At 39.1% G+C, this 25,476-nt stretch carries 24 protein-coding genes; all 24 read right to left on the reverse strand.

From position 1 onward, the window contains the following. Positions 1-2 precede the first annotated feature (2 nt). The 24 genes from J0J35_RS04305 to J0J35_RS04420 all read right to left on the reverse strand — a co-directional run bounded on the left by J0J35_RS04305 (position 3) and on the right by J0J35_RS04420 (position 25,397). Positions 3-257 (reverse strand): adenine methyltransferase, encoded by a 255-nt coding sequence (locus J0J35_RS04305; RefSeq protein WP_198493833.1) that lies wholly within the window; start codon positions 255-257, stop codon positions 3-5. A 174-nt stretch (positions 258-431) separates the two neighbouring features. Then, positions 432-1,982 carry a bifunctional phosphoribosylaminoimidazolecarboxamide formyltransferase/IMP cyclohydrolase gene (purH, locus tag J0J35_RS04310; protein WP_206917951.1) on the reverse strand — a complete coding sequence of 517 codons (1,551 nt, stop codon included), beginning with the start codon at positions 1,980-1,982 and terminating at the stop codon, positions 432-434. Positions 1,983-2,022: 40 nt separating this feature from the next. Continuing rightward, a complete protein-coding gene (purN, locus tag J0J35_RS04315; RefSeq protein WP_019293569.1) occupies positions 2,023-2,565 on the reverse strand; it encodes a phosphoribosylglycinamide formyltransferase in 543 nt (180 codons plus the stop codon). Further along, on the reverse strand, positions 2,562-3,575 hold the full coding sequence (purM, locus tag J0J35_RS04320) for a phosphoribosylformylglycinamidine cyclo-ligase (protein ID WP_206917953.1): 1,014 nt from the start codon (positions 3,573-3,575) through the stop codon (positions 2,562-2,564). The genes purN and purM overlap by 4 nt, the downstream gene beginning before the upstream one ends. Continuing rightward, entirely contained in the window at positions 3,568-4,983 is a 1,416-nt protein-coding gene (gene purF / locus J0J35_RS04325) for an amidophosphoribosyltransferase (RefSeq protein WP_206917955.1), read from the reverse strand. Before purF ends, purM begins: the two co-directional genes overlap by 8 nt. After that, complete coding sequence (purL, locus tag J0J35_RS04330) at positions 4,968-7,184, reverse strand: phosphoribosylformylglycinamidine synthase subunit PurL (protein ID WP_206917957.1); 2,217 nt, start codon at positions 7,182-7,184, stop codon at positions 4,968-4,970. Before purL ends, purF begins: the two co-directional genes overlap by 16 nt. Beyond that, a complete protein-coding gene (purQ, locus tag J0J35_RS04335; protein ID WP_061412962.1) occupies positions 7,181-7,861 on the reverse strand; it encodes a phosphoribosylformylglycinamidine synthase subunit PurQ in 681 nt (226 codons plus the stop codon). The genes purL and purQ overlap by 4 nt, the downstream gene beginning before the upstream one ends. Further along, a complete protein-coding gene (gene purS / locus J0J35_RS04340; protein WP_019292365.1) occupies positions 7,861-8,103 on the reverse strand; it encodes a phosphoribosylformylglycinamidine synthase subunit PurS in 243 nt (80 codons plus the stop codon). The genes purQ and purS overlap by 1 nt, the downstream gene beginning before the upstream one ends. A 55-nt stretch (positions 8,104-8,158) precedes the next feature. Beyond that, positions 8,159-8,875: a phosphoribosylaminoimidazolesuccinocarboxamide synthase gene (gene purC, locus J0J35_RS04345; protein WP_117517361.1), complete on the reverse strand. Its 717-nt coding sequence runs from the start codon at positions 8,873-8,875 to the stop codon at positions 8,159-8,161. A 104-nt stretch (positions 8,876-8,979) separates the two neighbouring features. Then, the gene (locus J0J35_RS04350; RefSeq protein ID WP_019292367.1) at positions 8,980-9,405 is read right to left on the reverse strand and encodes an ASCH domain-containing protein; all 426 of its coding nucleotides are present in this window, start codon (positions 9,403-9,405) and stop codon (positions 8,980-8,982) included. A gap of 16 nt (positions 9,406-9,421) precedes the next feature. Continuing rightward, on the reverse strand, positions 9,422-9,883 hold the full coding sequence (locus J0J35_RS04355; protein ID WP_206917959.1) for a GNAT family N-acetyltransferase: 462 nt from the start codon (positions 9,881-9,883) through the stop codon (positions 9,422-9,424). A gap of 1 nt (position 9,884) precedes the next feature. Continuing rightward, positions 9,885-10,724, reverse strand: a complete 840-nt coding sequence (locus tag J0J35_RS04360; protein WP_206917962.1) for a thymidylate synthase — start codon at positions 10,722-10,724, stop codon at positions 9,885-9,887. Positions 10,725-10,870: 146 nt separating this feature from the next. Next, entirely contained in the window at positions 10,871-12,721 is a 1,851-nt protein-coding gene (locus tag J0J35_RS04365; RefSeq protein ID WP_206917965.1) for an ABC-F family ATP-binding cassette domain-containing protein, read from the reverse strand. 102 nt (positions 12,722-12,823) lie between these two features. Beyond that, entirely contained in the window at positions 12,824-14,668 is a 1,845-nt protein-coding gene (locus J0J35_RS04370) for a glycerophosphoryl diester phosphodiesterase membrane domain-containing protein (RefSeq protein ID WP_206917968.1), read from the reverse strand. A gap of 172 nt (positions 14,669-14,840) precedes the next feature. Continuing rightward, positions 14,841-16,235 carry a C69 family dipeptidase gene (locus J0J35_RS04375; protein WP_019293579.1) on the reverse strand — a complete coding sequence of 465 codons (1,395 nt, stop codon included), beginning with the start codon at positions 16,233-16,235 and terminating at the stop codon, positions 14,841-14,843. Continuing rightward, complete coding sequence (locus tag J0J35_RS04380; RefSeq protein ID WP_019293580.1) at positions 16,232-17,428, reverse strand: CCA tRNA nucleotidyltransferase; 1,197 nt, start codon at positions 17,426-17,428, stop codon at positions 16,232-16,234. The genes J0J35_RS04375 and J0J35_RS04380 overlap by 4 nt, the downstream gene beginning before the upstream one ends. Before the next feature lie 189 nt (positions 17,429-17,617). Next, a complete protein-coding gene (locus J0J35_RS04385; RefSeq protein ID WP_117517390.1) occupies positions 17,618-18,961 on the reverse strand; it encodes a M20 family metallopeptidase in 1,344 nt (447 codons plus the stop codon). Between the two features lie 48 nt (positions 18,962-19,009). Continuing rightward, positions 19,010-20,536: a YfcC family protein gene (locus tag J0J35_RS04390; protein WP_019293582.1), complete on the reverse strand. Its 1,527-nt coding sequence runs from the start codon at positions 20,534-20,536 to the stop codon at positions 19,010-19,012. Positions 20,537-20,763: 227 nt separating this feature from the next. Next, on the reverse strand, positions 20,764-21,606 hold the full coding sequence (locus J0J35_RS04395) for a DegV family protein (protein ID WP_074750140.1): 843 nt from the start codon (positions 21,604-21,606) through the stop codon (positions 20,764-20,766). A gap of 23 nt (positions 21,607-21,629) precedes the next feature. Further along, positions 21,630-22,028 carry a DUF1149 family protein gene (locus J0J35_RS04400; protein WP_050810949.1) on the reverse strand — a complete coding sequence of 133 codons (399 nt, stop codon included), beginning with the start codon at positions 22,026-22,028 and terminating at the stop codon, positions 21,630-21,632. Beyond that, positions 22,025-22,609 carry an HAD-IA family hydrolase gene (locus tag J0J35_RS04405; protein ID WP_017370132.1) on the reverse strand — a complete coding sequence of 195 codons (585 nt, stop codon included), beginning with the start codon at positions 22,607-22,609 and terminating at the stop codon, positions 22,025-22,027. The genes J0J35_RS04400 and J0J35_RS04405 overlap by 4 nt, the downstream gene beginning before the upstream one ends. Further along, on the reverse strand, positions 22,609-23,337 hold the full coding sequence (gene trmD / locus J0J35_RS04410; RefSeq protein ID WP_019292379.1) for a tRNA (guanosine(37)-N1)-methyltransferase TrmD: 729 nt from the start codon (positions 23,335-23,337) through the stop codon (positions 22,609-22,611). The genes J0J35_RS04405 and trmD overlap by 1 nt, the downstream gene beginning before the upstream one ends. A gap of 1 nt (position 23,338) precedes the next feature. Then, positions 23,339-23,854, reverse strand: a complete 516-nt coding sequence (gene rimM, locus J0J35_RS04415; RefSeq protein WP_017370130.1) for a ribosome maturation factor RimM — start codon at positions 23,852-23,854, stop codon at positions 23,339-23,341. Between the two features lie 145 nt (positions 23,855-23,999). After that, the gene (locus tag J0J35_RS04420; protein ID WP_206917971.1) at positions 24,000-25,397 is read right to left on the reverse strand and encodes an APC family permease; all 1,398 of its coding nucleotides are present in this window, start codon (positions 25,395-25,397) and stop codon (positions 24,000-24,002) included. Positions 25,398-25,476: the final 79 nt, after the last annotated feature.

The following is a 25,476-nucleotide window of genomic DNA, read 5'->3' on the forward strand; positions in this document are numbered from 1 at the left end:
CTTTACTTGCTTTTTATTAAAGAACGAGCGGATACGGAAAAAACGCCTATTTTTACAGGACGTTTTGATGTATGCGAAAAAGAACAGAAAATTACCGCCTGTGCTGTGCTGTGCTGTGCTGTGCTGTGCTGTGCTGTGCTGTGCTGTGCTGTGCTGTGCTGTGCTGTGCTGTGCTGTGCTGTGCTGTGCTGTGCTGTGCTGTGCTGTGCTGTGCTGTGCTGTGCTGTGCTGTGCTGTGCTGATAGATTATAGTCCATCACAATTCCTCGTCAAGTATTTTGTTGTTTCAGAGTAATACTAATATAATTATATTGTAATATATCGAACAGTAATATTAAAATAAAATGAGGGATAAGTTATTATAAAATTCTTGTACAAGATCTTCATCTTTTCAGCAAAAAAAGTCCTACTTACTAGCAGAACTTCTTTTATCAATGACGGAAATGTCTCACACCTGTAAAGATCATCGTGATGCCATACTTGTCACAGGCTTCAATGACTTCTTGATCGCGAACGGAACCACCTGGTTGGACAATCGCTTTGATGCCAGATTTGGCAATCTCATCAATATTATCTGCAAAGGGGAAGAAAGCATCAGAAGCAAGCACAGCATTATCTATATTTTTTTCCTGCGCTGCTTCAATTGCTATTTTCACTGAAGCTACACGGTTGGTTTGACCTGGCCCAACCCCAAGTGTTTGATGTTCATTTGTTACAATGATACCGTTAGACTTCACATATTTGACCGCTTTCCATGCAAATTTCAGCGCTTCCCATTGTTTTGTATCTGGTTGAGCTTGCGTTGCTACTGTCCAACTTTCTTCTTGTTCTGCAACAACATCTTGCTCCTGTACTAAGACACCTCCAAGTACACCTGTAATCATCGCTTCTTTTTCTGATGCACCAATTTGTTCAAAATCAAGCGTAAGCAAACGGATATTTTTCTTTTTCGTTAAAATTGCCAGAGCTTCATCAGAAAATGCTGGTGCAATAATGATTTCTAAAAAGATTTTGCTCATTTTCTCAGCTGTTTTTTGGTCAACTGGGCGATTTAAAACGACAATACCTCCGAAGATTGAAACAGGATCTGCTTCATAAGCGTAATCCCAAGCTTGCTCAATCGTCTCCCCTTGACCAATGCCGCAAGGATTCATGTGCTTAAGCGCCACAACAGTTGGTTGCTCCGTAAAATCACGCGCAATTTGCAAGGCTGCATCTGCATCACGCACATTGTTGTAAGATAATTCTTTACCGTGTAATTGCACACTTTGCCCAATCGAATAAGCAGTTGGAAGGGCATTTTCATAAAAATCTGCATCTTGTTGTGGATTTTCACCATAACGCATCCCTTGTTTTAAATCATAGGTCAGTGTCAACTTTTCAGGTTTTTCCTCATGATCAGAAAACTTTTCTGTTAAATATTGTGCAATGAGTGCATCATAAGCAGCAGTATGTCGAAAAACCTTGGCAGCCAAACGTTGACGAAGCTCTAAGCTGGTTTCCCCAGCTTTTTTAAATTCTTGGAGAACTGCAGCATAGTCTGTGGGATCAACAAGAACAGTAACGTCTGCTTGATTTTTTGCTGCAGAACGTAACATTGAAGGACCACCAATATCAATATTCTCGACAATTGTTTGATGATCAGCTCCTGACAAGAGTGTCTCTTTGAAAGGATAAAGATTGACAACAACCAAGTCAATGGGTGTAATATTGTGCTCTTCTAAGGCAGCTAGATGGCTGTCCAAATCACGTCGTGCCAAAAGTCCACCATGAATCATTGGATGTAATGTTTTCACACGTCCATCCATCATTTCCGGAAACTGCGTCACTTCTTCAATCGCTAAGGTTGCAATTCCTGCTTCATCCAAAGCTTTTTTAGTTCCGCCAGTTGAGATAATTTCAAAACCGAGTTTACTTAAAGACTCAGCCAATTCAACAATTCCATTTTTATCCGACACACTGATAAGCGCACGTTTAGTCATTTTTATTCCTTTTCTATTTTTAAGTTTATAATAGCTTTTACTATTTTTTGATAAGCTCTTCTACTACTTTTATATACAATTCATGCTCTATTTGATGGAGCTTTTTTTCATATTCGGCGAGTTCTGGGTAATAATCAAGCTGCTGCTGGGCTAAAATTTCTCCTGTATCGACTCCAGAATCCACCCAATGCACTGTGATTCCCAAGCCTTCTTGAGCTTGCCAGGATTCCTCTAAAGCATGAGCTGAACCCGCAAAAGCTGGCAGATATGATGGATGAATATTAATGATCCGACCTTCATAAGCTTGCAAAAGAGTAGGACCAACAATTTTCATATAACCTGCAAGACAAATCAAATCAATCTGATGTTCACGGAGCAAAGCAACTAAGGCTTCTTCATAACTTTGCTTATCAGCAAAAGATTTTAAGGTAAAGCTGACAGCAGCTATCTTGAGCTGCTGTGCTCTTTGTAGAGCATAAGCTTCAATCTTATCCGAGAATAAGAGCTGAACTTCAGCGGGAAAAGCTTGAGCAAGAGCTTCAAAGTTAGATCCTGAGCCAGAGGCGAAAACGGCAATCCTCATTTTATAATTACCGCTTGTTTCACACGTGGAGTAATTTTTCCGATTTCGTAGCATTTTACTCTTTGCTTCACTTCCTCAGCCTTTTCTGGGGCCACCGCAAGTACCATACCAATTCCCATATTGAAAATCTGGAACATTTCGTCATGAGGAACTTGACCGTATTTCTCCAAAGCTTTGAAAATAGGCAAAATCTCCCAGCTGTCTTCTTTAATTTCAGCTGCTAATTGATCACTAAACATTCGCGGAAGATTTTCATAAAAACCGCCTCCTGTAATGTGCGATATTCCTTTAATCATATTGTCCTTTATAAGTGGCAACAGCTCTTGGACGTAGATATGAGTGGGTTCAAGTAACTCTTCTCCAAGGGGGCGTTCCAGCTCAGGAAGAATTTCTTGTTTATCAAAATCTTTAAAGATTTTCCGGACGAGCGAGTATCCATTCGAATGAATACCGGAGGAAGGAAGCCCTAATAAGATATCACCTGCCTCAACATTCTTGCAGCCATCAATTAAGGCTGACTTTTCGGCAATACCGACAGCAAAACCTGCAAGGTCATAATCATCTGTATCATACATATCTGGCATTTCTGCTGTTTCACCGCCAATCAGGGCTGCACCTGACTGCAAACATCCTTGGGCAACACCTGCGACTACTTTTTCGAGCTTTTCCGGATGGTTTCTCCCGGTAGCGATATAGTCAAGAAAGTAGAGAGGTTCTGCTCCAGCTGCAACGATATCATTAACACACATGGCCACACAATCAATCCCAATCGTGTCATGTTTGTCTGCTTCAATAGCCAGCATCAACTTTGTGCCTACTCCGTCTGTTCCAGAAATAAGCACTGGTTCCTTAACATCAAGTTTTGAAAGATCAAATGCCGCTCCAAATCCTCCAAGTCCTCCAAGAACTCCCAGCCTTTTCGTTTTTTCCGCGTGTTTTTTTATGCGATCAACCACTTGGTAACCCGCTTCAACATCAACTCCTGCCTTTGCATAAGCATTTTTAGACATTTTTTCCTCCTAAAGATTTCAGGTAATTTTCTTCGTAATCGTAAAGTGGCGTCGGATATATACCGTCAAAGTAAGACAGACACAGATTATCATGTCCGATAGCCTCAACTAATCCTTCTTGGCTTAAAAAAGTAAGACTATCTGCTCCAATGATTTGGCAAATTTCATCGACTGAGTGTTCCGCTGCAATCAACTCTTCTCGCTTTTGAATATCGATACCATAAAAGCATGGATAAGCAAGCGGTGGGCTCGCAATTACAACGTGAACTTCAGCAGCGCCGGCATCTTTAAGTAAACGCACAATTCGTCTGCTTGTCGTTCCACGTACTATAGAATCGTCCACCATGATAACCTTTTTACCTTCGACTACACTGGAAACAGCCGAGAGCTTCATCCGTACACCTTGTTCTCTTAATTCTTGCGTAGGCTGAATAAATGTACGCGCCACATATTGATTTTTAATCAAGCCCATTTCGTAAGGTAATCCAGATTCTTCTGCATATCCGGATGCTGCTGAGAGTGACGAATTTGGCACACCAATAACAATATCTGCATCTATCTGTGCCTCACGTGCTAAGATACGCCCTGATTGTTTACGTGCGGTATGAACATTGACACCTGCAATAACACTGTCCGGACGTGCAAAGTAAATATACTCCATTGAACAAATTTGTGTATTGGTCTTATCTGTAAACTGCTCAACATGCAAGCCTTGATCATTAATTTGGATAATCTGACCGGGTTTGACTTCCTGGACAAACTCTGCACCGATAACATCAAAAGCACAGGTTTCACTGGCTACAACGAGCGCACCGTTCGCCATTTTCCCAATAGATAAAGGACGGAAGCCATTAGGATCAAGAGCTGCAATCATTGAATCTTCTGTCATCAAGAGATAAGCAAAGCCACCTTTAACAGTATTCAAGGCTTCCTTTACTTTTCCCATAAATTCAGGATGATGACTGCGGCGAATCAGATGCGCCAAAATTTCGGTGTCTGAACTTGAAGAAAAAATAGCACCTTGTGCTTCTAACTCACGTCGTAGTGATATAGCATTAGTCAAGTTGCCGTTATGGGCTAGACCAAGCTGCGTGTCTTGAAATTTAAAGTGGAAAGGCTGAATATTGTTTAATTCCGCTGAACCTGCTGTGGCGTAGCGCACATGACCCATGGCTGCTTTCCCTGATAATTTTTGCAAGTCTTTTTCGTGACGGAAAACTTCTGTTACCAAGCCTAAATCACGGTGCCGTTGAAGTTGCCCATCATTATTTGACAGAATCCCAGCACCTTCTTGCCCTCTGTGTTGCAAGGCATGAAGTCCAAAATATGTCAGTTGTGCAGCTTCAGGATGTCCCCAGATGCCAAAAACGCCACATTCTTCGTTCAAGGACTTTACTTCATAAGGCATGGAATCGCTCCTTCATAAATCGCTTTCGCTTCTTCAGTAGATAGGGAAATTTCACCATCTTTTGCTGAAATTTTAATTTCTGACTTGTCTGTAACATGCCCTAACTTGCTTGCTTTCCCTGCCATCAGTTCTTCAAAATTCTTTTCATCTTCTGGGCGAACTGAGAGAATAAAGCGACCTTGACTTTCAGAGAAAAGTTGTGATACTTTGCCATCAAAATGAACCGAAATTCCTTTATTATTAGCAAAAGCCGACTCGACAAGAGCAACAGCTAAGCCACCTTCAGATAAATCATGCGCGGACTGAATCAGACCGGCTTGGATTGCTTTTAGTACGCGTTCCTGATTTTCTTTTTCAGCTTGCAGATCAAAGTTCAGCGTACCTGAAACCTCGCCTGTCATCATTTTTTGAATTTCAGAGCCAGAGAAATCATCGGCAGTATCCCCAATAATATAAATTAAGTCACCTGTTTCTTTAAAATCTTGTGTCGTAATATGTGCCACATCTTCAATCAAGCCAACCATCCCAATCATTGGTGTCGGTAAAATAGCTTGACCGTTCGTTTCGTTATAAAGGGAAACATTACCTGAGATGACCGGAGTAGATAACACACGGCAAGATTCCGAAATACCATCACATGCCTTGCTTAACTCGTAAAATTGTTCTGGCTTTTCTGGATTACCAAAGTTAAGGCAGTCCGTAATTGCTAAAGGTTTCCCACCTGAAGCAATGATATTTCGTGCTGCTTCTGCGACAGCTATTTGTCCACCAATCTCGGGATTAAGGTAGAGATAGCGCGCATTACAGTCTGTTGTCATTGCTAAAGCTTTATTGGAATGACGGAGGCGAATAACTGCTGCATCAGATCCTGGTGCAACGACTGTATTTGTCATTACTCGACTATCGTAGGTTTCATAAATACTGCGCTTGCTCGCAATTGTTGGTTGATTAAGGAGATCTTTGAGAACCTCTGTTGCATTTACGATTTCCGGGATAAATTTTTCAGCTTTTTCAAATTCAGCAATGCGTGCAGGTTCTTTCATTTCACGATAATAAACCGGTGCATCCTCAGCTAAAGAGTCTACTGGAATTTCGGCAACCTTTTTACCTTGATGGAACAATGTGTACATCCCATCGTCAGTGACTTCACCAATATTTACCGCATCAAGTTCGTATTTTTTGAAGAGCTCAACGATTTCATCTTCATGTCCTTTTTTAATGCAAAGTACCATCCGCTCTTGCGACTCTGAAAGCATCATTTCGTATGGTGTCATATTCGTCTCACGTTGTGGCACTAAATCTAGATTAAGTTTCAAACCTGAGCCAGCCTTTGAAGCCATTTCCGAAGTCGAAGAAACTAGTCCAGCAGCACCCATATCTTGAATGCCGACAAGAATATCTGAATGATTATGAATCACTTCGAGACAAGCCTCTAACAAAAGTTTTTCCATAAAAGGATCGCCCACTTGAACGGCAGAACGTTGTGTTTCAGAACCTGAGCCAAACTCCTGAGAGGCAAAGGAAGCACCATGAATGCCGTCACGTCCTGTTTTCGCTCCCACATACATGATTGTGTTGCCCACACCTTTGGCTTGTCCTTTTTGGATGTGCTTATGCTCAATCAAGCCCACACACATCACGTTCACTAAAGGATTTCCCGCATAAGATTCGTCAAAAGCTACTTCTCCACCCACTGTAGGAATACCAATACAGTTACCATATCCAGCTATTCCTGCCGTGACACGCTCAACAATATGACGCGTTTTAGCATTGTCAATCTGACCAAAGCGAAGGCTGTCTAAAAGAGCAACTGGTCGCGCTCCCATCGAAAAGATATCACGAATAATCCCGCCCGATCCTGTTGCTGCACCTTCATAGGGTTCGACATAGCTTGGGTGATTGTGTGACTCTGCCTTGAAAACAACTGCCCAGTCATCACCAATATCAACGACTCCAGCACCTTCACCTGGTCCCATAAGTACTTGTGGACCTTCTGTTGGAAATTTTTTCAAGACAGGTTTTGAATTTTTATAGCAACAATGTTCTGACCACATCACGGCATACATGCCAGTTTCTGTAAAGTTAGGCAGGCGACCACCAAGAATCTCATTTTTAATTTTAGAGTATTCTTCATCAGTCAAGCCCCATTCACGATAAATTTTTGACGTTTGGATTTGTTCTGGACTCATTTCACCGCTCATTGTGACGCTCCTTCTTTTACAAAATTTTTCAAGATACTGGCAAACATTTTCTTACCATCATTTCCACCAAGTAAGGATTCTACGGCGCGTTCTGGATGGGGCATCATCCCCAAAACATTCCCTTCTTGATTACAAATCCCAGCAATGTCTAAAGCAGAACCATTAGGGTTTCCATTTGCATAAGTGAAAACGATTTGTCCGTTATTTTTTAAATCTGCCAAGGTTTGTTCATCAGCAATATACTTACCTTCCCCATGTGCAATAGGCAAGCTAATCACTTCATCTTTAGAAAAGACAGTTGTAAATTTTGAATTATTATTTACTTTTAAGTTTTGCCACTTTGAAACAAACTTTAAGCTGTCATTTTGAATCAAAGCGCCTGGTAAAAGTCCTGCTTCGATAAGAATTTGAAACCCATTGCAGGTACCAAAAACAGGTTTTCCTTCTGCAGCCAAACGTTTAATTTCAGGCATAACATTCGAAAAAGAAGCAATGGCTCCGCAACGTAAGTAATCCCCGTAACTGAAACCTCCAGGAATCAACACACCATCAAAGCCTGCAAGAGACTTTTCCTCATGCCAGACAAATTCGGCTTCAGCTTGCATCACATCACGAATGGCCCAGAGGAGATCGAAATCACAATTTGATCCTGGAAATTGAATAACTGCAAATTTCATCAATCTACCACCTCAACCTTGTAAGTTTCCATGTTTGGATTTGCTAATAATTTTTCAGCTATCTCTTCCACTTTCTTCACGGCCAATTGAGAATCTCCCTCAACTTCGATTTCAAAATATTTACCAACGCGAATATCTTGAATTTCAGAGTAGCCTAGCTTTTGAGTTGCTGCCTTGATTGCTTGTCCTTGAGGATCCAAAATTGATTTTTTATAGGTTACGTAAACTTCTACTTTGCTCATTTTCTCTTTCTCGTTCACTTTCTTTTATTTGTCTCTGCCATTACGGCATTAAGTCTTAAAGTTCTTTTTCTTCTTGAAGGGCTGTGAGTACACGACTGTATACTTCAATCAAGTCGCCAATATTACGACGGAAAACATCTTTATCTAAATGGTTCCCCTCCGCATCCCAAAGGCGACAGGTATCTGGTGAAATTTCGTCTGCCAAGATAATTTCGCCCTCTGCTGTACGACCAAATTCGAGTTTGAAATCAACCAGACTCAAGCCGATTTCCCCCCATATTTTTTGGAGAAGGGTATTGATTTTCAGTGTTTCTGACTTGATGAACTCCAGTTCTTCTGGTTGAGCAAGTTCAAGAAAATAGACATGTTCATCATTGATAAAAGGATCATCGAGTGCATCAGACTTGTAATAAAATTCAATAATAGGTCGAGGAAGAATGTCACCTTCTTCCAAAGCAAATCGCTTTGCAAAAGAGCCAGCAACACGATTTCTTAAGACCACTTCTAGAGGTATAATCTCAACTTTCCGGTTTAATTGTTCGGTTTTAGATAGTTGTGTGATAAAAGATGTTTTGATTTGTTCGGCATTCAATTTTTGAAAAATCAGGGATGTAATTTGATTGTTCAATGCCCCTTTGCCTTTAATTTCTTCTTTTCTTTTACCATTTAGAGCTGTTGCGTTATCACAATACTCCACCCAAACCAGCTGTTCATCCTCTGTTTCATACAGCTTCTTTGCTTTACCTTCATAAAGTAAGCGTCCCTTTCTCACGATATGCCTCCTCTTTATTTTATAATTTAATTCTAACCTTATTTAGAGTACAAAAAAAGATATTACTTGTGAAAGTAATATCTTTTTTGAATATCATTCGCTTTTTACGAACATTTATATAAAACTTCAAATTCTTCACAGACAATATCCATATCTGGTGCATAACAATCTAAATCTCGGAAAAAAGCTTCATGAACTTGCCGCCAATAGGCCAAGCTCCTGTCTCCTTCACCTTCGTTAAAGGCATGATCCTCTGTTACCTTATTAAACTTAGTAATATAGACCTTGCTTGTTTGAATCGCGGCTCGTGGATTTCCTTTGCCATCGAGTAAAATCTCATATCTTCCATCCACAGCAGGTAAAAAATCGTCTGGTCCATACAGGGACAATGCGCTTGCTGTAGCTCTTTTTTTCCCCTCAAGTACAAGTTCTAATAGCTCATCAGCCATTTGAGGAGTGTTACCAAAGGCCCAAGCATCACTGAAGTTATCTGGATTTAAATTAGCCTCTGCGATAAATTTTTCGTACATTTTTCCTTCCCGTCTTTTATAACTTTAATTGCATTTTGTAATTTTTTAAATTTTGGTTGCGTCGTAGGACGATTTGTTGCTCTAAAATCTCATAGCCACGTTTTTCAAAAAAAGGCCGCGCAGTTAAGGAAACATCAACATTTATTCTTTCTGCCCCCTGCCCCTTACAATATTGTTCAATCTGATTGGCAAGGAGATTTCCTACACCTCGTTTCTGATAATCCTTATCAACATACAGGCAATCAAATTTGTCTTCGCTTGTCGCATTAGCAAAGCCTAAAATTTTTCCACTTTCTTCTACAATTATACAATAACTCTCAGCCAGCAGTTTTTCCGGAAAAAAATCAGACTTATCAGATGGCGCCCATGCTTCTAACTCTTCTGCAGAATAATCCGCAGCATTGATTGTATGTACTGTTGTATAAAACAAATCAGCAATCTCAGCATAATCGTTTGAGCAGTAATGTCGACAGTTCATCTTAAATCGCCAAATCAAATTTGAGTTGTGGCGTCACAGGTTCATAGTCCACCAATTCAAAATCTTCTGGTTTAATATCAAAGAAATTCGTTCCATCTGGTACATTTAAAATCAAGCGTGGCTCTTTTTCTGAACCCGTGCGTGACAGTAACTCATTCGCTTGTTCAAATTGATTATCGTAAATATGCAAGTTGTTGACAAAGTAGAAAAACTTGCCGACTTTCCAGCTGAAGTGTTTAGCCAACATCATTTGCAAAGCTACATACTGCATCGCATTAATATGATGCGCCACAAGCATGTCGTTTGAACGTTGAATCAAGGTTGCATCCAGATAAATTTGTCCATCTGCTTCACGTCTTACGTCAAACATCGTTTGAAATGCACAAGGCAAAAGTCCTTCGGTTTCTCCAAAATCTTCATATTGCCAAAGATTAATGATATTCCGACGGTTCCATGGATTTTTTTCCAAACCTTCGAGAAGCTTGCCGATAATGTTATATTTTTTAACGGTTGCTCCATAACGTTGACCAATGGTACCATCACCGATGCCCCATTCAGCCCAATATTTCACACCATATTTTTCTTCTAGAACGTCAAGTGCGCTGGTCTGATCTTGGTAAATCCACATGAGTTCTTTGATTGCCGTCTTGATAGGAATACGACGAAGAGTTGTGATAGGAAATTGCCCTTTTTCAAGATCATAAGTGACGAAAGATCCTGTAATATATTTACTGTTGGCTGTTTGGCCATTTTTATATTTTGGACGCGCATTTTCTGAAAACACGCCATTTTCGAGGATATTACTGATATTTTCTTTGAAGATTTGGTCTGCGTAGGTCATATTTCCCTCTCTTACTTTCGCTTTATTATGACTAACATTATACCATATAAATAAACAAACTTTTAGAGGTTAGTTCCATTCTCTTAAAGTAATTATGACAATCAAAATAGAAAAAGAAACAAAAAAAGCAAGAACTCGCTTGCTTTTTATATTTTTTCACTGAGCATTTCCCAGCGTTCATATTTTGTCTCAAGTTCTGTCGTTACTTGATCTAATTCTTTTTGAAGAGTAGAAAGCATACCGGCATCTGAACCATTTTCGTTCATTTCAGAATCAATTTCTTCTATTCGTTCTTCTAATTTTGCAATATCTTCTTCGATGGTTGCCCATTCTTTCTTCTCGGCCCAAGTCATCTTTGGTTTTGCATCTTCGCGTACGCGTGTATCAACTTTCGGAGCTGCTACTTCCACAGGAGCTGCCACTTTTGTCGCCAAGTAGTCACTATAAGCACCAAAAAGATGGTTAATTTTTCCATCCTCAAAAGCCAAAAGCTCATTGGAAACCTTGTCTTGGAAATACCGGTCGTGACTTACGGTAATTACAGCGCCAGGGAATTTTGCAAGAAAATCTTCTAAAACTGTCAAAGTTGCAATATCCAAATCATTGGTTGGCTCGTCCAAGAGCAGAACATTAGGTTGTGTTAATAATATTTTTAAGAGGTAAAGGCGCTTCTTCTCACCACCAGAAAGTTTACGAATCAAAGTCCCATGTGTGCTTCTTGGAAAGAGGAATTGTTCCAAAAGATTAACAATCGAAATTGTCTCACCGCTTGTATTTTGGCTAGCGGAAGCTACTTCTTCCAAGAAATTAATGATGCGTTTATCCTCTTCAAGTCCACGTATTTCTTGACTGAAGTATCCAATCTTAACAGTCTCACCGATATCCATCGTTCCTGACGTCAACTCAAGTTCTCCGGCGATAATATTGAGCAAGGTTGATTTACCTACACCATTATCACCAACGATACCAACACGACTTTTATTCTGTACAATCCAGTTCAAGTCAGAAAAGATTGGACGATCAGGAAATGCAAAAGCTGCATTTTCAAAATTAATGACTTTTTTTCCTAAACGTGTCGTCGCCAAGCTGATGTCTACATCACCCAAGTCTTTATCTGTACGTACATCTTCTTTTAAGCTTTCAAAACGGTCAATACGTGCCTGTTGTTTAGTTGCTCGTGCTTGCGGAGACTTGCGTATCCAAGCTAATTCTGATTTGTAAAGCTGTTGGTTTTTATGCAAGCTTGCAGCTTCACGTTCCTCTGCTTCAGCACGTTGCGCCAAATAATCTTGATAATTCCCTTGGTATTCTTTGAGTTTTGACTTGTCTAGCTCAAATATACGTGTCGCCACATTGTCCAAAAAATAACGATCATGTGTCACAAAAAGCACTGTTCTCTTACTATTTTTGAGATAGTTTTGCAGCCATGCGATAGTATCCACATCAAGGTGGTTGGTAGGTTCATCCAGCAAAAGTAAATCAGACGGATTGACGAGCGCTTGGGCTAATTGCACACGGCGCTTTTGTCCTCCTGAAAGCGAGCCTATCTTTGAAGAAAAATCTGGCAATTTGAGTTTTGTTAAAACTGTTTTCACATCTGCTTCTACTTGCCAAGCGTTTAAAGCATCCATATCAGATTGGGCACGTTCAAATTTGCTTAAATCTTCAATATTTAAAAGTGCAACTTCATATCTTTTTATGGCCTTCATTTGGGGGAGTGAATCATCCAGAACAGTATCCATGATACTTGCTTCATCATCAAAATCTGGCTCTTGAGTCAAATAGGTAATTTTATAATCTTGGGGGTGAGTAAATGGAGAAACATCTCCATCAAAACCTTGAATGCCCGCAATCGTATTAAGCAAGGTTGTTTTACCTGTACCATTTGTGCCCAATAGCCCTATGCGATCGAGGTTATGTATAATAAATGAAATTTTATCAAAAAGTGTTTTATCTCCTACGCTTTTTGTTAATTCTGATACTAAAAAATCTGCCATGTTCTATCTAAATCCTATCTTTTTCTCTGAATACTCTTATTTATTATAGCACAAGTTAAGAAAGGCAAAGAGCCTTGACCCTTTGCCTTTCAACATTAAATACTACACATTAAAACTAGAAAAACTATCTGAGCTCAGATCTGTTAAATCTGCATTTCCTAAATCTAATAAGTAAATGCGAATTTTCTGTGCAAAGCTCATACCGCTTTGCGTATTTTCGATAGTTTTCTTGACTACCGGTATATCATCTGTGATTAAGCCATCAACATCGTATAGACGCATACGTTGTACTGTATTGGCATCATTAACATCCCAAGCATAAACTTTTTTACCATAATCGTGCGCTTTTTCCACAAATTCCGAATCCAATGTCGATATTTCAACTGAAAATGCATCAACATTACTTTTCGGTACTCCGATAAGGTTGTAGGTCATAATGTAAGATACAAAAGTAGATGAATCATGATTTTTTAGGCTCCGTGACAAATCAAAGCTTAAAGATTGTACTTGATGTTTTCTTGCTTCAATATCTTTTTTATAACGTTGCAAGAAATTTCTACTTACTGCATTGACATCTTCCTTAAGCGGGATTTTAATTTCAATCAGTAATTTTTGATCAAGCCTATCTGCTTCTTTCAAGTATTCATCAAAGCTTGGTAAAGCGGCAGATTTACCATTTTCTCGGACAGTGAGTTTGGTGAGTTCAGCTAAAGTCAATTCATTTACTTTCTTGTTCACTCCAGCTAAGTGACGCAAATTTTCATCATGCATGACAACAAATTGCTTGTCCTTTGTTTCACGTACATCCATCTCAACATAATCTGGATGATAGGTTTGGCTAGTTTCAATCAAGGCGGGAATTGTATTTTGAACACCATTTTTCTCGGACACACCACGATGTGAAATAATAAGTGGATTTGATAAGGTATCCTGGCTGAGGTAATAAACGTTAAAAACACCAATGAGCGCAATAAACAGGACTGTAAAAAACCCCAATAAACTTCGGCTCACCCAACGCCAACCTTTAGGCAATAGTTGAAAAGCTTTTAGCTCAACATAGATTTCTTCTGGTGTTAATTCCTCTAACAAATTAATGACCACATAGAAAATCAAAATTAGTGACAAAAGCATGTGTAGTAAAGCTGAAACTTGGATAATAAACATAATCATCGTCGCAGATGCTAACGCTATTTGAGGCATGTGATGATCAATTGCGGATTGCAACAAAATCAAGAGTTGACTGATTACCCAGAAAGAAGCCAGTAAACTAATGAAAATTGCTATAAAGCGGAAAAAGAAAACTTTAAATTTTCCTTTGCTCATCTGCCAGCTGACACTCAATGAGGTCCTAAGTTTTTTCTGCTGCAAAATCATGAGCGGCAGAACAAAAATTAGACGGTATCCAATAAACATGGATAATAAAGTCAGTAAAATGTAGGCTGTCAAAAGCCACCAATTGTTAGTTGCAATAAACTCCAAGATGAAGTTAGGCACTTGAATAGCGGAAATAATGTCTATACCGCTGGCAAAACCACTTAAAGGCAAAACTAACATAAAATAAAACAAGAAAAATAAGATAAGAGAGGGTCTGAGATGTCGCAACCGTGAAAATGTTGCATAAAGTAACTCAGGAATTGTGACTTTTTCTTTTTGCTTCACAAAGTGAACCAGTATCGTTAGAAAAGTAAATTCTAAGAATACCGAAACTACAATCAGGACCAAAATACCTACTAGAGCAAACGCTGTGAGGGGATGTTGACTGAAAATCGAGAGTACATTATCATAAGCCAGATAATCAATCTCCTTACGGTGAAGTAAAAAATTAGTGGTCGCTGTTAATGTCGGAACTACAACGAGTAAAAGTAAGAGGTGAAAAAAGATGACGGGACCAAAATAATGAAACGTATTTTTAAAAAAGTCTTTTGTTGATTGGAATGTTTTACGCATTTTCCTTGCTTTCTTTTTAATAAATTAAAATGTAAGATAAATTTCTTCTTTTTATTTTAGCACAATATGTTTTGAAAACTAAGAACCTACTTTACGCTCGTTTAGAGGATAGACAGTTTTTAGTATTTTGTATAGGGCACAAAAAAAAGCACATAAGTGCTTTTTATCAGAATTAATCGTTGAAATCATAACGGAGTTTCATGCGATTTGAACCTGAAATTACCATACGTCCCAGCATTTCAGTCATTGCTTTTAATGCGAACGCTGCTAATTCTTCATTTGCTGCTTGTAGGTCTGCTGCAGCTCCCGCTTTATCCGTTTTATTTTGGATTTCACGGAATTTACCTACAGTTGCCAATTCATAGGTATCACGTAAATCAACGTACTTGCTGTAATCTGTATCACCAAGAAGTGCTGCTGTACAACTGAGCCAGTACATATTATTCAAGTCAAATGTCGCTGTTGCATCACGATAGCAAGCTGGTGTATCATCAACATTTGTGTAGAAAGGTACGACATGGTTGAAGGTATTTGCCCCAAATGCCAACCATTGAATACCTGCAAGTTTTTCATCAACATGATTACGGATTTGTAAAATGTGTACACTGTGGTTACGGTTGATCCCAATTGGACGGAAAAGTTGTGCTTGTTCCGGCGTATTTGTTGTACCGTAAGTATCAAATTCAGTATTTTCAAAGTGGCTTGAGAGCACAAATTTCATGTCTTCTACTGAAATTTTACGTGTGGCTTTACAGATGAATGGCAATTCTGGATTTTGAGGATCGTCACTTGGCGTTCCCAAAGCGTTTTGACCATACCAAGTACGTGGATTGTTATATACACTATCTTTAACTGAGCTGGAACCAAAGATATGACGTAAATTATAACCTTCAAAATCTGGGTTAAGATGGTTTTCATCAATCAGTGCTTTCAAATCTTTTGAACAAAGTGTATCTTCACTTTCAAAATCAAAATGATCAATGTTCATGCGGTTAGGCGCAACCACATAAGAATCATCTGGAATACGTACTGCTGCCCAATGATGGCCACCAATTGTTTCCAACCACCAAACCTCTTCCTTATCAGCAAAAGCAATACCGTTAGGTTCATATGTTCCATATTGATCAAGAAGGGCACCTAAGCGTTCAACACCTTCACGCGCACTGTGGATGTAAGGCAAGACAAGAGTAACATAGTCTTCTTCTCCCATGCCGCTTTCTTCATTGTAAGGGTCAAGTCCTAAGATACGTGGGTTTGTTGTAATTGTTTCTGTAGCTGACATTGCAACATTTGCAGCATTAATCCCTGCAGCAGCCCAAGTTCCGCTTGTTAAAACAGCATTTGGTGTAGCAGTATAACGCATTGGGTTTTCTGGAAGGTCCAGTTCCAAAGCACTTAACACAGCTTTATAATGACGCGGTTGTTGATCTGGTTGAACCACAACAAAGCGTTGTGGATCCAGTGCTTCATGTCCATCGTCATTACGAGCGATAAGTGTCGATCCATCAATTGAGGCTTTTTTCCCCACCAAAATAGTAGTACATGAACCTTGTTTACGAGTAATCATAGAATCTCCTTAATATATATTAAAATTTTGTTTCTATCATTTTTTAATTGGTTGTTAACGACTTGTTCTTCAATCTGATGTAGCAGCTTCCCTAAAATCGGACCTGGCTTGATATTAAATGTTTGAATAATGTCATTTCCAGTTACTGCAAGCTCTGACTTGCTATGTATCTGGAGCTTTGCATCATAGATATAAGCCTGATCACAATCAACATCTTGCCCTGCGGCAACTTTTAGCTGATCAACCAGCAGAGCTTTTTCTAACCCATAGCGATAAATGCTCTCTAAACTCCAACTTTCAAGCTTATAGGCTTCTGTCAAATCATACACATATTTGATAAAGTCATTCGACACCTTCCATTTTTTCAAGAAAGCTTTAACATTTATCTGATCACTATGCACTAAGAGCGCAGCCCAAGCTTGCTCTGAATTGACAAAAGTAAAGTGCGTCTCTAGAGTTTGAAGTAAAGCTTGTATAGCTTTTTCTTGCAAGTCCGGCAAAAAAGTATAAGCTTGCGAAGTTAACAATATTTCTAAGCCTTTTTTCCAATTTTTAGCCAAAAGCAACTTGTCGAGCTCAATGAAAATACGTTCAATAGAGATTTTGCTTAAAAGATGAGCACGCGATTGCATAGCTTTAAAGGTTTCTTTTTCAACATCGAAATTTAAAGTTGCAGCAAAACGCATTGCCCGCATAATCCGAAGCGCATCTTCATTGAAACGCTCCGTTGCAATTCCAACAGCACGCAAGCGTGACGCAGATAAATCAGAAAGACCATTGAACAAATCAATAATCTGTCCCTCAGTATCCATAGCAAAGGCATTAATCGTGAAATCGCGGCGTTTTAAATCTTCCGAAAGTTCTCGGACAAAATCTACAGAATCTGGGCGGCGATAATCTGTATAAGTGCTTTCTGTACGAAAAGTAGTAATTTCATAGTGTTCAGCTTCAGATTGACCAGCTAAGACTAACACGGTACCGTGATCAATTCCCACATCAATGGTATGCGGAAATATGGCTTTGGTTTCAGCCGGATATGCACTGGTTGCAATATCCACATCATGGATTGGCCTTTGCAAAAGCGCATCCCGTACGCTTCCTCCTACAAAATAAGCCTCAAAACCATGTGCCTGTATTTTTTCCAAAACCGGCAAAGCTTGTACAAATTCTGACGGCAAATTCTCTAGTTTCATACTACTATTTTAGCACTTTTCATCTGAAAAAGAGTTACTGAGCAAATCTTTTTTAAATATAAAAACTTTTACTGCCAAAGAGTAATGAGAATACGGATATTTTAGAAGAAAAAGTTATTGTTATTCAACTTTCTTCTTATTTTATAATAAAAAATGATTCTAAGGAGAATCATTTTTTATGGGGCATGCTTACTTCACTGCACATAAGCGATATATAGCTTCAGCATATATTTCCATCGTTTTACGCATGTCAGTAATTGCCCATTGTTCATTAGCTTGGTGCATATAGTCGGGTGTTTCAGGGAACATGGCTCCAAAGGCTACACAATTTTGCATCGTCCGAGCAAAGGTAGCCCCTCCAGAAACCATTGGCTCCGTCATATCTCCTGTAATTTCACGATAAGTAGCAAGAAGCGTTTGGATAAGTTCACTTTCTACCGGCACATAGAGAGGATTTAACCAATCATATTGCTTATATTCAAGTTGATAATCCGCTGCTTGAGCAGCAAGCTTTCCAGCCAGTTCATCTTTATCAATAGTTACAGGGATACGCATATCCACACCGATTTTTGTATGTTCAGGAGTGATCTCAACATCTGTGAAATTCATGGTTAATTCACCAGATTGTTCATCCATAACTTTGCCCACAACATTTTCACCTGTGGCATTTTCCTGAACAAGTTTACCCAAGAAATCAAGTGGCTTGAAGTCAAATACTTCTGCTAAGGCAATAGCCAAACGTAAAGTGGCATTTATCCCTTCTGGTGCAGCCATAGCATGTACGCTTTTGCCCTGTACGGAAATTCCTTTTTCGGTTTCTTCATAAGAAAAACCATGCGCTGCCAAGGCTGCTTTTACTTCTGCTAATTTTTCTGAAGTGTAAGCCGCACGATCGGGGACGACATTTAAAGCGCCGGGCGCATGTAATGTGAATTCGTTTGTGCCAGGCCCAGTAAGATAGGCTTGAAGCAACCCTTTTTCAGCATAGTTGAGCGGAAAATGAGAATCAGGTGCAAAGCCCATGGTGATTGCCTCTTCTTTTTCATTATATTTATCCAAACAACGCCAAAGTGTTTCTTCATCTGTGCCAAAGATAAAACGAATTCGTCCGTCAAATGTCACACCAGCATCCATTAAAGCCTTCACTGCGTAGAGTGCAGCCATACTTGGTCCTTTATCGTCTTGGGTACCCCGCCCAATTAAAAGACCATCACGCTCGACCATTTCAAAAGGATCAGTTTCCCAGCCTGCTTGGTCCGCTGCAGGTACAACATCCATGTGACAAAGTAAGCCAAAAAGTTTTTCGCCCTCGCCCGTCTCAGCGTAACCATAATAACCTTCAGGATCTTGGAAAGTCTTAAAACCTAATTCTTGACAAAGTTCCAAGACTTCTTCTAAAGCACCTAAAACTTTTTTCCCAAAAGGATGCCCTGGGCCAGAATCACTCTCGTCTAATACAGAGGCATGTTTGACTAAACGTCCTAGTGATTGCACAGCTGCTGTTTGATATTCATCTGTAATAAAAGTTTTCATGTGACCTCCAACAAAAGCTCCCCCGATGGAAAGCTTTTTATTCATTTTTTATAATACTGCGGCAACTCCAAGGATAATCATGATTACAACCAACTGAATCACAATCAACTTGGCCATAAATTTCCACCATGTTCCGATATTAAAGCGGGCAATAGCAAGTGCACCCATAACAACAGCGGATGTTGGTGTGATAAGGTTCAAAATACCTGATGCAGATTGATAAGCAGTAATGACCAAATCTTTTGAAACATTGGCGAATTCGCCCATTGGACCCATGATACCCATAGTAGCAGCTGCTAAACCTGACGTTGATGGAATCAAGAAACTCATTGGCAAATAGAAGATAAACGTTAAGATAATAAATAGACTTGATGAAAGTCCTTGAAGTCCTTGTTCACCCCAATGCAAGATTGTATCTGTAATCATCCCGTTGTTCATCACAACCTGAATCCCACGTGCCACAGCTACGACGATAGCAACACCGATCATGTCTGATGCACCTTCGAGAAAGGCAGAGATAAATTCAGATTCTTTCATACGGTAAACGAAAGCAACCACAACGGCCATGACGATGAATAGCATTGTAATTTCTGGGAAGTACCATGCACCAAACGGCACCATGCTCTTACCAAGAACAACACCTAAGCCTGGAATTGATGTTAGCCAAGTAGTAAAGTCATTAAAGAAAGTAAAGTGTTCATTCAACATATCCCAGGGTACAAGTGACATGATCATAATGACAAAACTTCCGAAGAAAACAACATTGACCCATTTTTGACGTTGCGTAATATTTTCCTGTTTTTCAATAGAAGCAATGTCGAAATGTTGGATATCTGCTTCGCGATTTTTATAAACTAAAGACTTTGTAGGATCTTTTTCAATCTTTGAAGCATAACGATAAACATAGAGAATTGAAATCCCTGTAAGTACGACTAGCATGAAGAAGCGAAGTCCCATACCCTGTCCCATGGAAATACCAACTGCTTGAGAAGCTACACCTGTAGCAAATGGATTCACTGTAGAAGCCAAACAACCAACTTGAGAGCCAACTAAAACGATGGCAACAGCCACGACCGTATCGAAACCAACCGCAATCATGACAGGGATAATCAAAGCATAGAAAGCCAATGTTTCTTCCGCCATCCCATACGTTGATCCCCCAAGTGCAAAGAGAATCATTAAGACCGGAATCAGCATCTTCTCCTTACCTTTAAAACGCTTAACGATTGAGGCAATACCTGCTTCAAGTGCACCGGTTTTATTTACTACACCTAAAAAGCCACCTACCATTAAAATAAAGAATGAGATAGGAATTGCCGCTGGCGTAGCAGGTACATTTCCATTTGCTTCAATACCTAACATCCCATTAACGGGAGCCATAAGCATATCCCAAATCCCTTGAGGGTTTGAAGCTACCTGTGTAAATGATCCAGCAATAATATTACCAGCATCATCTACTTTGTAATGTCCTGCTGGAATAAACCAGGTCAGGATTGCAATAAGGACAATGATGATGAAAAGAATCGTGTATGCCGATGGCATTTGGAATTTTTTCTTTTCAGTTTTTGCTTCCATTATATACCTCCTAATGTATATTTATGCGTATAATAACAACTTTAGTTTAATATTTTTTTAACTTAAAGTCAAATAAAACTTGAAATAAATAGACAATTATTTCTCAACATTTATATGATTGCGTTTACACTTCTTTAAAAATAACTATTTTATAAAACGCCAAAAAAAAGAGAAGGAATGACTAAAATGTTCCCTTCTCTTTTTACAATTAATTTTTATACAATAAATTATTTCTTAGGTGAGAACCCATAAGCAATCGCACCCAAGCCTAGGTGAGTTGCAATAACGGGTCCAAATGTTACGATTTCGACATCATCGTAGCCATGAGCTTTAGCAAAATCATAAAGGTCTTTCGCACGATCTTCCGCATCAGCATGGAGAACGTATACCTTGTGCGACTTTGGATCACTATTTGCAAGCATCAGTTTCTTTAGCTCTGACACAGCTTTCTTGCTTGTACGCACCTTATCATATACAACAACTTTACCATCTTCTGAAAACTGTAAAATAGGTTTGATATTGAGGAGTGTTCCTAAAAGTTCTCCACCTCTCGACAGGCGCCCCCCTTTAGCTAACCAATGAAGGTCATCTACAAGCATGAAGGCATTGTCATTTTCTCTTTGATACTCAAACTGAGCAATAATTTCGTCAAATGACTTTCCGGCATCTGCCGTATCAAGTGCTGTCTCAATCATATAGCCAAGTGGACTAGAGGTGATAAAGGTTTCAGGAAACTTGACTACCATATCTTCAAATTCACTTTGTAGATAAAATGCATTTTGATAAAAACCTGAAATTCCTGAACTCAAAAAAGCACCTAAAACATGAGTATAGCCCTCTTGTCTTAGTGTTCGCAGTAATTCTTCTAATTCAAGAATGCTTGGTTGTGATGTTTTAGGCGCCTCTGAAGTTGCGGCCATCAACTTATACCACTCTTGGTGTGTCATTTCACTTGGTTTATATTCTTTTCCCTCAATAGATATGGGAATTTCCAAGACAAATAAATCGTCACGATTTTTATATTGTTCGGCAAAATCTGCCGAAGTATCTGTAATAATAGCTAATTTCATAATAAATAATCTTGAAAAAATCCTTAAAATTGGAGGTTGATGCCCGGTTGGTCAAGGGCAACCTCTGTTGTTTCGTACACCAAGCGCTTCAAAAGATCAAAAAGTGGGTCAGCAATTTGAGCCATTTCTTCTTGTTCTAATTCAGATTGCTCTTTCACTTGGCGACCACGAATGTAGTTAAGTTGGCTGAGCATACCTGATAAGACAATATTCTCCAAAGGAATCATATATGTCAAGATAGCATAAATTGCTGTATCTTCTGCAGCAACTTTTCCGTCAGGTACTTGATCGTGGGGCACTAACTGAAATTGTACATTGATATTTGTTTCAGGTGTTCCGTTTTCTTTTTCCCATTCGTAATTACGTGCATCATAGTGAAATTGATTTACAAATTCTTTATCACGTTCTAATGTTAATGTCATTTCCATTCACTCCAATTTTTTATTTTCTTGTCGGCGATATCTCCAAAATATGCTTTCTCATCTAAAAGCAAAGTGGCTACACCTGCGTTTATACCTGCTTCAATATCAAGAGGACGATCACCAATCATGACTGTTTCTTCTGGCACCAACTTATATTTGTGAATCAAATATTCCAAAGCTTCTGGACTTGGTTTCCGTGCAAAATTTTGCTGACTGGTAATGACTTCCGTAAAGTATTTTTTTAGTTCACCCAGATATTCAAAGGTAGCATCATCACGATGACTGAGGACAAAATTTTGTCCGCCATTTTCTACAATTTCTGACAAAATTTGTGGGATTTCAGGGTAAACCTGAGGATTGACTTGCATCTCTGCTTCTATTTTATGATACAAATCAAGAAAGTCATCGTCTGCAAACTCAAAAGCGAATTTACGAATAGAGAAGCGTTTGATATAAGCTTCTAAATCGCCCGGAAATTCTACTGAAGATTGCTTCATTGCTTCACGCAAGGCCTCTAACATTACAGGATAGGTATTGAAGAGTGTTCCATCAAAATCCCAAATATAATTTTTCCAAGCCATCAAGATTTTTCTCTTTCCATCTTTAGCTGTTTCAAAATCTCCTCTTCTTCTGCATTTGTCTCGTACTGCTCCAACAAATCCGGACGTCGTGCTAAAGTTTTTTTCAAGCTCTCCGTCAAGCGCCATTTACGAATATTTTCGTGATGACCGGACATCAGAACGCTTGGGACCTTCTTCCCACGAAACTCTTCTGGACGTGTATATTGCGGATACTCAAGTAATCCTGAAGAAAAAGAATCATCCTCATGACTGGCTGCTTTACCTAAAGCTCCAGGCAGCAAGCGTACTACAGAATCAACAATAACAGTAGCTGCTACTTCTCCGCCTGTTAAGACAAAGTCGCCAAGCGAAATCTCATCCGTCACTAGATCTTTAATTCGTTCATCATAACCTTCATAATGTCCACAAATAAAAATTAGATGCTCTTCTTGGGCAAGCTCTTCAGCCATTTTTTGATTGTAGCGTTTGCCTGCAGGATCAAGGAGAATCACACGAGCCTTTTCATGCGGAATCTTATCCATTGTATCATAGATAGGTTGCGGCATCAGCAACATGCCTTGACCTCCGCCATAAGGCATATCATCCACATGTCTTTGCTTGTTGCTCGCATTTTCGCGAAAATCGTGGGTATGAAGTTCAAGCAGTCCCTTTTCTTGTGCTTTCCCAACTATCGATTGGTTGAGTGAGTCGAACATATTTGGAAAAATGGTTAAAATATCAACTTTCATCCTAATCGTCCAAACCTTCCATAATTTCTACATCCACCCTTTTAGCTTGAAGATCAACATTCAATACAACAGGTGGAATATAAGGAAGAAGCAAGTCACGCTTGCCTTTACGTTTGACGACCCACACATCATTTGCACCTGGTTGAAGAATTTCGCTAACCTGTCCAATTAATTGATCATTTTCATATACATCTAAACCAATAATTTCATGATAATAAAATTCGCCTTCGTCCAAATCCTTCAACTTGTCCTCAGCTATTTTTAAAGTGAATTCCTTAAAGCCTTCAACATCATTAATATGATAAAAGCCATCAAATTTGACGATATAAAAATTCTTTTGTTTTCTAGATGATTTAACTTTCAAATCTTGGACATAATTTCCTTTTTTGTCAAAAAGAGCCAAAATTGTGTTTTTTGCAAAACGTTCTTCAGCAAAATCGGTAACTGAAATCACACGAACTTCTCCTTGAAGCCCTTGTGTGTTCACTATTGTGCCTACATTGTAAAATTTTGTCATACAGATATTTTACCATAATTCACGTATTATTTCCCTATATGCTTCTGTAAGTGTTTCTTCCTTTAAAAAAAGTTAGTTTTGAGGTAATTAACTTTTAATTAAAGTAAAAACCGATTTGATAAATCCTCAAATCGGTATAAAATTTTTAATTTTTTTTGCGCTTCGCACCATACAAAGAATAGATCACAATACCTAACAAAATCCAGATAAAACAGTATAGTTTCGCAAGTGAATCAAGATTTTCAAATACAATAATCGAGCCTATTGCGCCCAGAGCTGGTAAAATCGGGTAAAATGGCATTTTGTAACTTGCTTGTGGTAAGTCTTTGCCCTCACGCGGACGTAAAGCAAACATCCCGATCGAAACAAAGACAAAAGCAATCAACGTACCTGCGGAAATCAATTGTGCCAGGAAGGTAAATGGGAAAAAAGCCCCAATAATTATTGCAACCGTAGTTAAAACAACCAAAGCATTGGTTGGATTCTCACGCTTGTCTACATCTCCCAATACTTTTGGAAGCATTCCGTCACGACCAAAAGCATAAATCAGTCGAGACCCCGCTAAAATCATTCCCAGTAAAGCAATAAACATTCCGGCATCAGCAACTATTGAAATCACTTGTGAAACCAAAGGAAAACCTGCTTCTGATAAAGCCCAAGATACAGGAGCTGCATTATTTGCATACTCAGTATAAGGATGCATGCCGACAAGAACAAGCGTGACTGCTGAAAACAGAACCACGGCAATGATGAGCGAGCCTACAATACCTAAAGGCATTGTACGTTTGGGGTTTTTAGCTTCAGCTGAATTAGCCGCAATCGAATCAAAGCCAATATAAGCAAGGAAAATCATTGAAACACCCGATAAAATTCCCGATAAACCTCCAAAGCCTGTAGTAGGATTGTGCTTAGGTATAAACGGTGTATAATTTTGGGGTTTAATCACTGTTAAACCTACAACAATAAATGTGATAATGGCAATAATTTTTAACACAACTAAGATTTGCGCAATTATTCCAGCATCATTAGAGCCCCGCCATACAAGAAGAGCGGCAATTAAAATAACAATTAAAGAAATAATATCAACGATACCACCATTAGTGCCAAGTGGATTAGCTAAAGCCGCAGGTAAATGTATATTAGAGGTTGCTAGAATATGCTGGAATGTAGCCGAGAATCCCGAGCCTACAAAGGCTACGGCAATAAAGTATTCTGCAAGTAAGGCCCAACCCGCAATCCAGCCAAATCCCTCACCAAAGAGCACTGAAATCCATGAGTAGGCTGAGCCAGCAAAGGGCATAACACTGGCCATTTCAGCATAGGCCAATGCGACCATACCAGCAACAACTGCAGCAATCAAAAATGAAAATACAACAGCTGGTCCTGCAAATTGTGCAGCAACAATTCCTGGTAAAGTAAAGATTGAAGTAGAAATAATCGTTCCCACTCCTAAAGCCAAGAAGTCTTTAACCCCCAATGTTTTTTCTAATCTACTGTCCTTTTTACTGTAGGTTTCAAATTTTGCTTTTGTCGAAAATCCCAAATTTCTTTTTCTCCCTTCTTCTTATAGCTTATTTTTCCATGGATATAAGCTATAATTTAAAATATTAAAAATTTTAATT

This window comes from Lactococcus sp. LG606 (assembly GCF_017309645.1).
GTDB lineage: Bacteria > Bacillota > Bacilli > Lactobacillales > Streptococcaceae > Lactococcus > Lactococcus petauri.

Coding starts and splice junctions, on each gene's coding strand:
- purL (WP_206917957.1), bottom strand. CDS start 7,184: ATGAGCGGTGAAATGAGTCCAGAACAAATCCAAACGTCAAAAATTTAT.
- J0J35_RS04350 (WP_019292367.1), bottom strand. CDS start 9,405: ATGTACGAAAAATTTATCGCAGAGGCTAATTTAAATCCAGATAACTTC.
- J0J35_RS04390 (WP_019293582.1), bottom strand. CDS start 20,536: ATGGAAGCAAAAACTGAAAAGAAAAAATTCCAAATGCCATCGGCATAC.
- trmD (WP_019292379.1), bottom strand. CDS start 23,337: ATGAAAGTTGATATTTTAACCATTTTTCCAAATATGTTCGACTCACTC.
- purH (WP_206917951.1), bottom strand. CDS start 1,982: ATGACTAAACGTGCGCTTATCAGTGTGTCGGATAAAAATGGAATTGTT.
- rimM (WP_017370130.1), bottom strand. CDS start 23,854: ATGACAAAATTTTACAATGTAGGCACAATAGTGAACACACAAGGGCTT.
- J0J35_RS04365 (WP_206917965.1), bottom strand. CDS start 12,721: ATGGCAGATTTTTTAGTATCAGAATTAACAAAAAGCGTAGGAGATAAA.
- J0J35_RS04385 (WP_117517390.1), bottom strand. CDS start 18,961: ATGAAAACTTTTATTACAGATGAATATCAAACAGCAGCTGTGCAATCA.
- J0J35_RS04375 (WP_019293579.1), bottom strand. CDS start 16,235: ATGATTACTCGTAAACAAGGTTCATGTACTACTATTTTGGTGGGGAAA.
- J0J35_RS04305 (WP_198493833.1), bottom strand. CDS start 257: ATGGACTATAATCTATCAGCACAGCACAGCACAGCACAGCACAGCACA.
- J0J35_RS04395 (WP_074750140.1), bottom strand. CDS start 21,606: ATGAAATTAGCTATTATTACAGATACTTCGGCAGATTTTGCCGAACAA.
- J0J35_RS04370 (WP_206917968.1), bottom strand. CDS start 14,668: ATGCGTAAAACATTCCAATCAACAAAAGACTTTTTTAAAAATACGTTT.
- purF (WP_206917955.1), bottom strand. CDS start 4,983: ATGCCTTATGAAGTAAAGTCCTTGAACGAAGAATGTGGCGTTTTTGGC.
- J0J35_RS04380 (WP_019293580.1), bottom strand. CDS start 17,428: ATGAAACTAGAGAATTTGCCGTCAGAATTTGTACAAGCTTTGCCGGTT.
- J0J35_RS04405 (WP_017370132.1), bottom strand. CDS start 22,609: ATGGCTTGGAAAAATTATATTTGGGATTTTGATGGAACACTCTTCAAT.
- purM (WP_206917953.1), bottom strand. CDS start 3,575: ATGTCTAAAAATGCTTATGCAAAGGCAGGAGTTGATGTTGAAGCGGGT.
- J0J35_RS04400 (WP_050810949.1), bottom strand. CDS start 22,028: ATGACATTAACATTAGAACGTGATAAAGAATTTGTAAATCAATTTCAC.
- purQ (WP_061412962.1), bottom strand. CDS start 7,861: ATGAAATTTGCAGTTATTCAATTTCCAGGATCAAATTGTGATTTCGAT.
- purN (WP_019293569.1), bottom strand. CDS start 2,565: ATGAGGATTGCCGTTTTCGCCTCTGGCTCAGGATCTAACTTTGAAGCT.
- J0J35_RS04355 (WP_206917959.1), bottom strand. CDS start 9,883: ATGAACTGTCGACATTACTGCTCAAACGATTATGCTGAGATTGCTGAT.
- purS (WP_019292365.1), bottom strand. CDS start 8,103: ATGAGCAAAGTAGAAGTTTACGTAACCTATAAAAAATCAATTTTGGAT.
- J0J35_RS04360 (WP_206917962.1), bottom strand. CDS start 10,724: ATGACCTACGCAGACCAAATCTTCAAAGAAAATATCAGTAATATCCTC.